Source organism: Candidatus Desulfatibia sp. (genome assembly GCF_036446775.1).
GTDB lineage: Bacteria > Desulfobacterota > Desulfobacteria > Desulfobacterales > UBA11574 > Desulfatibia_A.
Genome location: NZ_JAZFTO010000185.1, coordinates 21,043 through 31,225, shown reverse-complemented (window position 1 = coordinate 31,225; position 10,183 = coordinate 21,043). Strand labels below are relative to the sequence as shown.

7 protein-coding genes are annotated in these 10,183 nt (G+C 47.3%); 1 reads left to right on the top strand and 6 read right to left on the bottom strand.

The window, feature by feature from the left end; translation table 11 throughout:
- Positions 1-421: 421 nt before the first annotated feature.
- The 5 genes from V3S16_RS09145 to hxlB form a co-directional block, all read right to left on the bottom strand.
- Positions 422-1,237 (bottom strand): DUF3786 domain-containing protein, encoded by an 816-nt coding sequence (locus V3S16_RS09145; RefSeq protein ID WP_413884377.1) that lies wholly within the window; start codon positions 1,235-1,237, stop codon positions 422-424.
- Between the two features lie 63 nt (positions 1,238-1,300).
- On the bottom strand, positions 1,301-1,414 hold the full coding sequence (locus tag V3S16_RS09140) for a GxxExxY protein (RefSeq protein ID WP_413884378.1): 114 nt from the start codon (positions 1,412-1,414) through the stop codon (positions 1,301-1,303).
- A gap of 123 nt (positions 1,415-1,537) precedes the next feature.
- Complete coding sequence (gene aspS, locus V3S16_RS09135) at positions 1,538-3,319, bottom strand: aspartate--tRNA ligase (protein ID WP_413884376.1); 1,782 nt, start codon at positions 3,317-3,319, stop codon at positions 1,538-1,540.
- A 338-nt stretch (positions 3,320-3,657) separates the two neighbouring features.
- Entirely contained in the window at positions 3,658-4,914 is a 1,257-nt protein-coding gene (hisS, locus tag V3S16_RS09130) for a histidine--tRNA ligase (protein WP_413884375.1), read from the bottom strand.
- Positions 4,915-5,008: 94 nt separating this feature from the next.
- Positions 5,009-5,599, bottom strand: a complete 591-nt coding sequence (hxlB, locus tag V3S16_RS09125) for a 6-phospho-3-hexuloisomerase (RefSeq protein ID WP_413884374.1) — start codon at positions 5,597-5,599, stop codon at positions 5,009-5,011.
- A 523-nt stretch (positions 5,600-6,122) separates the two neighbouring features.
- Between hxlB and V3S16_RS09120 the strand changes: the two genes are divergently transcribed.
- The gene (locus V3S16_RS09120; protein WP_413884373.1) at positions 6,123-7,004 is read left to right on the top strand and encodes a Rossmann-like and DUF2520 domain-containing protein; all 882 of its coding nucleotides are present in this window, start codon (positions 6,123-6,125) and stop codon (positions 7,002-7,004) included.
- A gap of 171 nt (positions 7,005-7,175) precedes the next feature.
- Here the strand turns inward: V3S16_RS09120 and V3S16_RS09115 are convergent, their stop codons facing one another.
- Complete coding sequence (locus V3S16_RS09115; protein WP_413884372.1) at positions 7,176-10,172, bottom strand: insulinase family protein; 2,997 nt, start codon at positions 10,170-10,172, stop codon at positions 7,176-7,178.
- Positions 10,173-10,183 lie beyond the last annotated feature (11 nt).

Sequence of the window (10,183 nt, the reverse complement as noted above, 5' to 3'; positions counted from 1 at the left end):
GCCAGATTAGATGCTCCCGGAGTTTTACACCAGGCTTCCGGGACGCCCCTAGAGAGGATTCAGGGACATCTTAATATATTAAGTTTAGCAAGCTTTGAGAAAACAAGGGGGTTAGGTAACAGTTATGAAATACGGGGCGTTCGTGAACCTTTAAACCTGTGTTATCTCCGATAGATCACAGCCCTACCCAATCCTGCGATAATTGAATAATATATCATAGAAAGCATGCTTTTTGAAATCTGAGGTAACTTGCACGCACCAATAGGAATCTCCTTTGAAGTTTAGGACATGATCTGAGTTTATGGAACTGAATTTTGGAGAAGAATTAATCAAGTTTTTCAGAAATTATATTCACTTCGACCCCAAAGTGTCTTGCAGCATTTGAAAGCTGAACATCGGCGGTTATCAAGGGTAAATTATCTCACATATCCTCGGGAAATCCGTGTCTTCGGGCGATCTTTTGGAACATTTGTGTGAGCCCGAGGCTCAGCGTGAAGACGGAGTTGATGTCGAGGTTCTTGTCCGTTATTTGGTCGAAGAAAATATTGAGGCTCGATTCGAAACCGTCTTCCGGCGACCAGTAGCATATCATGACAGGAACTTTGGGCAGGGGGTACAGAACCACTGCTATATCTGATTCGAATTGTTTTTCCACCTGCTTTCCGCTGAGAATGTGAACCATGTCGTCAAAAAGACCGGTATAGACGTCTGCCACTCGTTTCATGGGATCTTCGCAGCGCCTCTTAAAAAGCGGGTACCGCTCCCTTCCGTCTTGCAGCTCCCGCAGCGAAATCCAGTTTCCTGTAACCGGCAGCCCCTGGGCGTAAAGGACATAGTTGAGAAACGGGATGACCACCCACGGATTGATGTGGATGTCAGCGTAAAGATTCCCCTTTGTATCAACGCTGAAGCTTTTGCCTAATATCTTGAGCATCAGCTTGCCGTCCGAGAACCGGGCTCCTATTCTTTGGGCGGCGGCAGCAAGGTCAAGGTTGGCGGTTTCGTTTTTCAGATATTGCAGGTATTCACCCCGTTCGGGTTCAACCGCAGTCTGATTTTCGGATTCTCCGGAGAACCGTTCAATGGTCTCTCGATCCAGTTGCGGGCATTCGTCGAGCTTTCTTTGACCCGTAAAAACCGCTCCGGCAAATGCAAGACATGTCTTTTCGCTGCATTCCCGGCAATTCGACTTGTCGAGATGCCGAAAGATTTCCATGGCATTTTTCGGTTGTGGCATGTGAGTCTTCCTCCATATCCACTTATCTAAAACCGTAATAGTTTAGCCACCAAGCCTCTAAGATTATAATATAATTCTTTTAATTCCATTTTTAATAAGAGGCACATGAAAATTGATTAGAAAACCAAGGCGTTTGCCGGTCAATTTTAGATGACTGAGTATTTGTGCTTCCCATATTCGGCTATAGATTCTTCTCTTTTTGATAAAGGCTTATAATCCATACTCTTTCTTTGTGCCTTTGTGCCTTAGTGGCTAAACTGTTACAAATAAAAGTGATTTTTTCCTCGATTTGCAACGCCATCAGCTTTTCGTGACCCGCAAAGAAAGTTCGGCAAGCTGGTCTTTGTCGGGCTCAGACGGAGCATCGGTGAGCAGACAGGCCGCTTTTTGGGTTTTTGGAAACGCAATCACGTCACGGATGGAAGGCTGCCCGCACAGGATCATCACCAAGCGATCAAATCCCAGGGCAATACCGCCGTGTGGCGGCGCACCGGATTCCAGCGCTGAGAGCAGGAATCCGAATTTCGCTTCGTAGGTCGCCCGGTCCATGCCCAGGGCTTCAAATACCTTTTCCTGAATATCCTTATCATGCATACGGATACTGCCGCCGCCGATTTCAGAGCCGTTTAACACAAGGTCATACGCGCGCGACCTGACTGCCAGGGGCTCATCTTTGAGCAAGGCGTAATCTTCTTCAAGGGGAGCCGTGAAGGGGTGGTGCAGGGCCTGATACCGGCCTTCGTCTTCATTGTATTCCAGCAGGGGAAAACAAGTAATCCATACGAAACTGAACTTGTCTTCATTTATCAGATTCAGCTTTTGACCTATAAGGTTGCGAAGATGACCCAGCGCTTCATTGGCAACCTGGGGATGATCAGCCACAAAAAAGACCAGATCCCCGGGTTCTATGTCCAGGCGCTTGGCCAAAGCTTCTTTTTCGCTTTTTGTGAAAAACTTTTCAATGGGAGACTGCCAGGCATCTTCCCGGATTTTTATCCACGCCAGGCCCTTGGCTCGATAAATCGCCACAAAATCAGTAAAATCGTCAATTTCTTTTCGAGAAAAATCGATGCAGCCCTTGGCATTCAGCGCCTTGACGACGCCTCCTTTTTTCACGGCGCCGGAAAAGAGTTTGAACCCTGAATCTGCGACAATGTCAGAGACATCTTGCAGTTCGAGTCCAAAACGGATATCCGGTTTGTCAAGGCCGAAGCGGCCGACGGCATCGGTATATGGCATACGAGCAAAGGGGATTTTAATTTCAAGCCCCATAACATCCATAAAGAGATGCTTCATCAGCCCTTCGGTCACCTGCATGACATCGTCTTCGCCGGCAAAGGACATTTCCAAATCAATCTGGGTGAACTCCGGCTGACGGTCCGCCCGCAGATCTTCATCCCTGAAGCAGCGCACAATCTGATAATAGCGGTCAAATCCGGATATCATCAAAAGCTGCTTAAAAATCTGGGGCGACTGCGGCAAGGCATAAAACTGTCCCGGATTAACCCTGCTGGGCACCAGATAGTCTCGGGCGCCTTCAGGGGTGCTGCCAGTTAACATCGGCGTTTCAATATCCAGAAATCCAAGTCCGTTCAGATACTGCCTCACCGCCAGAGCGGCCTTATGTCTGAGGATAATATTTTTTTGCAGTTGGGGGCGGCGAAGGTCGATATGCCGAAATTTCAGGCGAATCATTTCCGACACGTCGATAGCATCCTCGATTAGAAAAGGAGGGGTTTGAGCTGCATTTAATATTTTCAACTCCGTCACCATGACTTCAATCTCGCCGGTAACCAGGTTGGAGTTGGTCATACCCGCGGGTCTTTTTTCCACTCTGCCGCGCACACCCAGCACATATTCATTCCGAATCACATGAGCCTTTGCATGGACCTTTTGATCCACCGTTGGATTAAAGACGATCTGGGTTATGCCGTTGAGGTCCCGCAAATCGATAAATATGACTCCTCCATGATCTCTGCGGTGCTGCACCCATCCCATCAGCACCACTTCACTGTCGACGTCAGCTGCACCCAGCTCGCAGCAGGTGTGGGTTCTTCTCATTTCTCCAAGTAGATCTGCCAATTACTCAACTCCTTTAATAAAAGCGCTTTGCGATTTTATATAACGTCCGCCTTCGGCGAACTTAATTAAACTGATCGGTTCTGGGTTCAGGGTTCTAGGTTCAAAGGTTATAACATCTTGACATTACATAACGTTACAACTCAATGTCAGGATTGGTCTTTTGCACCCATGGGGTGAGAATTATTTGCCGATTCTATTGGGGCGTAACTCTTTTGGATTGAGCCCGTTAGGGCTCATCAACCCAGAACGTTGAACCGCTCAACCTAGGTTAAACATACAGTTTTCGTTAACTTTCATTAACCCAGAACGTTGAACCTCTGAACCCAGAACGGTTACACTCACATCGTCAGTTGAGCCTTTACATTCTCAACCAGGCCTTCGATGGGAATTGAAACCTGATCTTTGGTTGCCATATTGCGCAGAATAACCGAACCCTGTTCAAGCTCTTTTTCCCCTACGATTAACGTATGTTTGGCCGCAAACTTATTAGCCCGTTTCATTTGACTTTTTAGACTCCTGTCACCCATATCCATTTCGACCTGTATCCCTGCAAGGCCGAACGCACAGGACCATTCAAAAGCCAGCGCCCGGCTTTTTTCACCGAGTGCGGCCACAAAAATGTCCAACTGCCGAGCATTGTCAACGCCACTGTCCGGCGTTAGCTCTACCAGCCTGTCAAAACCGATGGCAAATCCGGTGGCCGGAAGATCCGGGCCACCCAGGGTTTTAACGAGGCCGTCGTAACGGCCGCCGCCGGCCACGGCATCCTGGGCACCTAACAAACCGGTCTTGACCTCGAAAGTTGCCCGCGAGTAATAGTCAAGTCCTCTAACAAGGCGTTTGTCGACTACATACGGAACATTGAGCCTTTCAAGGGCATTCTTCAGGATTTCAAATTGCCGGTGGCACTCCGGACACAAAGAATCGAGAATGGAAGGTACTTCCTCCAAGGCTTCCTTGCAAGCAGGAACTTTGCAATCCAGAACTCTCAACGGGTTACGGGTTTGCCTTCTGTTACAGTCCGAACAAAGCCTGTCTTTTACGGTGGACAAAAATTCATTTAATGATTTCTTGAAATTGGGTCGGCACACCGGACATCCCAACGAGTTGATATGGGACTCCACGTCCGTAACCGACAGTCTCGAAAACAACGTTGCCAGGATAAAAATGAGCTGAGCATCTGCCAAGGCGGAATCCACACCGAAAATTTCGGCATTAATCTGGTGAAATTGCCGGTAGCGCCCCTTTTGGGGTCTTTCCCTGCGAAACATGGGGCCAATAGTGTAAAATTTGCGGACAGGGTCTTTGGCATACAGTTTGTGCTGAATATAGGACCGCACAATCGATGCCGTTGCTTCCGGCCGCAGGGTCAGAAGATCCCCTTTTCTGTCGGGAAAGGTATACATTTCCTTTTCCACAATATCGGTATCTTCCCCGATACTCCTGGTAAACAGCTCGGTGCGCTCCATAATCGGAATGCGGATTTCCTTAAAGCCAAAGTCCTCCAAAAGCGCAACGGCCGTCTTTTCGATCTTTTGCCAAAGTTCCACTTCTCCCGGCAGGATATCTTTAAAACCTCTGATTAATTGTATCATTTTTATTTCTTTTCCCAGCGCAGAAGTTCGGTTACCTTACTCAAGGTACTCCCCTCTTTGATCTCTTCCCGGATGCGGTTTCATTTTTCCTCTTTCATTCGATAACAGCATGTCGCGATGAAAGGGGTCCCACATCCTTGTCGCTTTCCTGGTAAAGCTTCAGAATCACCGCCTCTAAAAAAAGAAAGGCCGCTTGCTCGAACAAAGAGCCGACCATCTGCGACGAATGGGGCTCATGGTCTCGACACAGCTTGGTGGTTCCCGGAAGATGGATGCTCATATCCACCAGCGCGGCGATGCTGGATTCGAGATTCCCCAGAATTCCGTAGGTTACGGCATGATGTTCTTTAGCACTACTGACCGCTGCAAGCGTTGCAGGGGTCTCTCCTGATCCACTAAGAACGATGAGCAAATCACCACGAACAATGGCGGGAGTAATGGTCTCACCACAGAAATATACCTGGTAGCCCAGATGCATCAGCCGCATGCAGAAACAGCGCAGGATAAATCCGGATCTACCTTGAGCAAAGCAAAAAATAGATCCGGCGCTGTTAATCTTTTGGATTAAATCCTCGAAAGCTTCATCGCTGAAGCTTTGGGCCAAACATCGGTTTTCTTCCAAGATTGTGCCAATCAACTCCTGAATATTGAGCTTGCCGGTCTTTGTATCGTTTGTATTTGACAAATTTTGCACCAGGGCGACATTTAAGATTAATAAAATCGTGTTACGATTTTATGAAACTCCCGCAAGCAAGCTTGCGGGATCTTGCAAACTGTATCATTTTGGCCTTATGAAATTAACTCAGTTGGAACGGTCAATTTGTTAAGGCTTTAAATTATTACAATAAACCTTTTATTAAAAATTGGAAGTATGACGAAATGGACTCTGTATGTCAAGGCAATATTACCCGGATTTGAGTTCTTGCCCGCCGGTTTGGCTTGACAAGATCCGACTTTGATTAACCTTAAAGGGGTTTATGGCTTGACATTTCGATGGTGCTATGGAGTGATGGAAAATAAGTTTGTTCACTGATTGAGGTGTTCAGCAAATCGGATTCTGGGAAAATCCAACGACCGATTATCGTTTTTCCAATACTCCAGTACTCCATTACTCCAACTCGCCATTTAATAGACGTTAAGGCCAAATCATGGGTTTCTGACCTATCTTAAAGGAGCAGGTTTTCAGAACCAAAAAATAGGAGTCAGAAATGAAACCATCTTTTGCCATTGTAGGATGCGGTAAGGTTGGGACGGCTCTCGGAATATTTCTTGCCAAAGCAGGGTATAAAGCCGCCGGTTTGGCCGACATGAGTCTTGCTTCAGCCCAACGGACGGCAGAAATCATCGGCTGTGATCATTATAGTGATGTCCCCTGGGAAATAACCTGCAATGCTGATGTTGTCTTTATAACAACGCCGGACGGAGCCATTATAGAGACTTGCGACAGCATTGCCGGCCACAAAGGATTTGCCGATAAAGCTGTGGTGCTGCACTGCAGCGGTGCTCTGCCGTCGACTATCTTATCAACTGCAAAAACATGCGGCGCTCAGACAGGTTCCATGCATCCGCTGCAGACTTTTGCTTCCACGGAATTTAACGCCAACCCTTTTCAAGGTGTAACCGTTGCTGTAGAGGGTGAAAGCGATGCGGTTAATATGGCAAAGCAAATCGTTGCCGATCTTGGTGGAAGCAGCGTCACAATTCTGACAGAAGCCAAAACCCTCTACCATGCATCGGCGGCGGTGGCCTCAAACTACCTGGTGACCTTGCTTGACCTTGCATTCCAGCTCATGGGCGCATCCGGAATAACAGGCCGGGATGCATTTAAGGTATTAAAACCCTTGATTGAAGGTACTCTGTCCAATATCGAAGAGGTCGGAATTCCCGCAGCGCTCACCGGGCCCATTGTCCGGGGAGATGCAGAAACTGTGGAAAAACACATAGAAGAAATCGGATTAACAGTCCCCCGGTTGCTGGACCTTTATAAAACCTTAGGGTGGTATACCATTGATATCGCAACGGCCAAAACAACGATTTCGGGAACTACCGTCACGCAGTTGAAAAACCTCCTGGGGCCTTCTAGTGGGTAGAAAAGATTTGGGGGGTCCTTAATTATAAATAGATGCTTTTTTGTAATACGCAACTGATACTGGATACTGGATGCTTGATGCTGGATAAAATACAAATAACTCCCTTTTGAAATCCAGTATCCAGAAACCAGCATCCAGCATCTATCCGAACAGAGATATGAAATATTGGGATTAGATTCTGTGAAGTCGAAGAGGGTTATCAGCAAGGCTTTTGTTGGCTGCTTTCAACCGGTCCTCACTCGATATCACGGCCACAGCATGATTTTTATCATCGTCAAAGTATCTTTGGGCAGCATCAATTACCTGATTGCGGTTTACGGCCAAAAGCCGCTCCTTGAACCGCTGGCGCGTCTCGTCCGGCAGAGAGATAATTTGTCTTAAAAAGGCTTTTCGGGCCGCCGTCCCCGGCGGATCGGGCTTGTCAATGTCAGAGCATACCTGCAGGATAGCCTCCTTGACATCTTCATCATTGAAGCTTCCCGATTTGATGAAAGTCGGAGCAGCATCATATACTTTCAAGGTAGTTACAATGTGTGGATCCCGATAAGAACCGAAGCAGAACAGTCCGTCTTCACGGTTGTAAATGGCAAACCCGCCGTATGCTCCGCCTTTTTCCCGTATTTCACGATGCAGATACAAAGATCGGAGGATCGTGCTGATTACGGATAAAGCGGGAGCATCTTTATGGCCCAGACGAACGGTTGGAAATGTCCGGGCGACAAATGAGACGGCGGTCGATGTGCTCCAGCCTTCGCGGGGAATTTCATCTTTGATATTGACTTTAGGCGGTATAAAACCATGGGCCGATTTTATATATTTCGGCTTTTTACCAAGTTTTGCCTGAACAGATATTGCCGGTGAAGCAGTTTCCGAGATCGCATGGTCTTCACCGACCAGGGCCATTTTGAAGTTTTCTTTGATGAAAAGGCCTTTGCCGATATCAGCAAGTTCTTGGGCAATCGATTGGAGCCTGTGATTCGTAAGGCTGTCGGTTATTGCTTTTATGGTTTTCAGCTGGTGAATTCCGTGCCAGTTTTCACCGAGGGTATGCGTTGGTGAGAAGTTTCTCGAAGCCAGTGCCATTGCCAGACGGTGGCCATTATGAACAACCATAGATTCCAGTCCTGCCCGGTATTCTAAAAACAAGCTTTTTAAACGGACCAGATCTGAAAAATCGACTTTGCTAAAAAGCTCTTCAATGATTTCAAACATCTTTTCCTGATTCCGAACCAGGCATTTGCCGCTGAATATTGCTAAAGGCAAACAGCCGCCCGAGGCGTCAAAGCCTGTCCGCGCACTACATGACAAGCTGATTCCGCCGGTATTAAGATCAATTAGCTGTGCCATGGCGGCATAATCGTGAACAGACGTACCGACCTTGGAAAACGCGTAGCAGAAAAAGGGGACCAGGGATAGCAGATGCTTGGGCAGCAATCCGCATCCGGCAACCGCCGAGAAATAAAAAATACCGGAAGTCGGCTGCTGATAACAAGCGACCTTTACAGTGTCGTAAAATGTTGGCGCTTGCACGCTTGGTACTGTGGGCGGAATCTCTTCAAGCGCCAGGGTAGGAAGGCAGGAAACATCCTCTTTCTCTTCCCGGAACTGTTTTAGGGTCCGGGCATCCTCGATTATTTTTTCAAGGTCAGATGGTTTCATGCCGACCTGCACGCGGTCGAGTTCAGCGGCAACCCGCGCAGCCTCTTTTTCTTCCACCTGCTGATCGGGGACGAGTGTTATGAGCACCCGGTGCGGGTTGTCCAAAAAACATTTTTTGATATAATTTTCAAAAACCGGACCTTGGGCTATCTCCCGGCGGAGCCGTGCAAGATCGCTGTCGAATTGCAGGATTTTAAGAGGGTCGCCGCCATGAAACCAGCTTCCGGCAAAAATAAGCAGCAATTTAATGCCATATGGATAGGGTGTGCCGGTTACTTCTTTGCGATGAAACTCTAATTGATGAATAGCCGATTCAATTCTTTGTTGGTCGATTCCACTTGCAGACAGGTCCTTTAAGACGTCGAATATGATCGCTTCGATCTTGCCTGCGGCGGATTCCTCTACATCCTTCAGTCCACAAACAAACAGAGTGTCTTTGTTGGCGCTGTCAAATCCGGTTCCGTCGCAAAGAGCGGTTCCGAGTTTTGAATCTATCAGAGCCTTTCGCAGAGGAGAGCCGGGATTTCCGAGAAGGATTTGTCCCAAAAGTTCCAGAGTCAGTACCTCAAACGCATCCTTGATATCGGCCGTGAGCCACGCTACGCAAACCTGGCATTTTTTGGATGGATCTTCATTCTTATCCAGAGGGTATGGGTAGGTTGTTTTTTTCGACTCGCTCCAGCGAGGTTGTAAAGGAACATCCGTCCGGGGGTCGATGCGTTCAAAATGTTTCAAGACTTTATCAGTGATAAAATTCAAATGGGCCTTTAAGGGTAAATTTCCGTAAGTATAAAAAAAAGCGTTGCTGGGGTGATAATGTCTTTTATGGAAAGCTTTAAGCTGTGCATAGGTCAAAGTAGGTATTACAGCCGGATCACCCCCCGAGTTGAACCTGTATGTCGTTGAGGGGTAAAGAGCGTTTAAAATGGAACGGCCCATCACCTGACTGGGTGACGACATGGCACCTTTCATTTCATTATAGACAATGCCTTTATAAACCAGTTTTACAGAGTCGGAAGATAGCGTATCATTATCGACTTCCAGTCGATGACCTTCCTGTTTGAAGCTCAGTTCATCGATTTTGGGATAAAAAGCCGAATCAAGATAAACATCCATAAGGTTGTAAAAATCTTTGCTGTTCTGGGTGGAAAAAGGATACATGGTCCAGTCCGATGCCGTAAAAGCGTTCATGAAAGTGCTCAAACTCCTGCGCAGCATGGAAAAGAATGGATCGCGAACAGGAAATTTATTCGAACCGCATAAGACCGTGTGTTCCAGGATGTGAGCGACACCGGTAGAATCCTTAGGAACTGTCTTAAAAGCTACGCTGAATGTGTTTTCCTTATCATTATTACTGATGTGGACATGTTTGGCTCCTGTAGCGGTATGTTGGAGCTCATAAAAAAATAAATCGGTCGCCCTGATTTCTATAACGCGCTGAACATCGTAACCGTCAATGCGGCCGCCGGCGCTAAGATCCGGGTTGTTTTGATCAACAGAGGTGTTCATAAATCAATCCT

Coding starts and splice junctions, on each gene's coding strand:
- V3S16_RS09115 (WP_413884372.1), bottom strand. CDS start 10,172: ATGAACACCTCTGTTGATCAAAACAACCCGGATCTTAGCGCCGGCGGC.
- V3S16_RS09145 (WP_413884377.1), bottom strand. CDS start 1,237: ATGCCACAACCGAAAAATGCCATGGAAATCTTTCGGCATCTCGACAAG.
- V3S16_RS09120 (WP_413884373.1), top strand. CDS start 6,123: ATGAAACCATCTTTTGCCATTGTAGGATGCGGTAAGGTTGGGACGGCT.
- hisS (WP_413884375.1), bottom strand. CDS start 4,914: ATGATACAATTAATCAGAGGTTTTAAAGATATCCTGCCGGGAGAAGTG.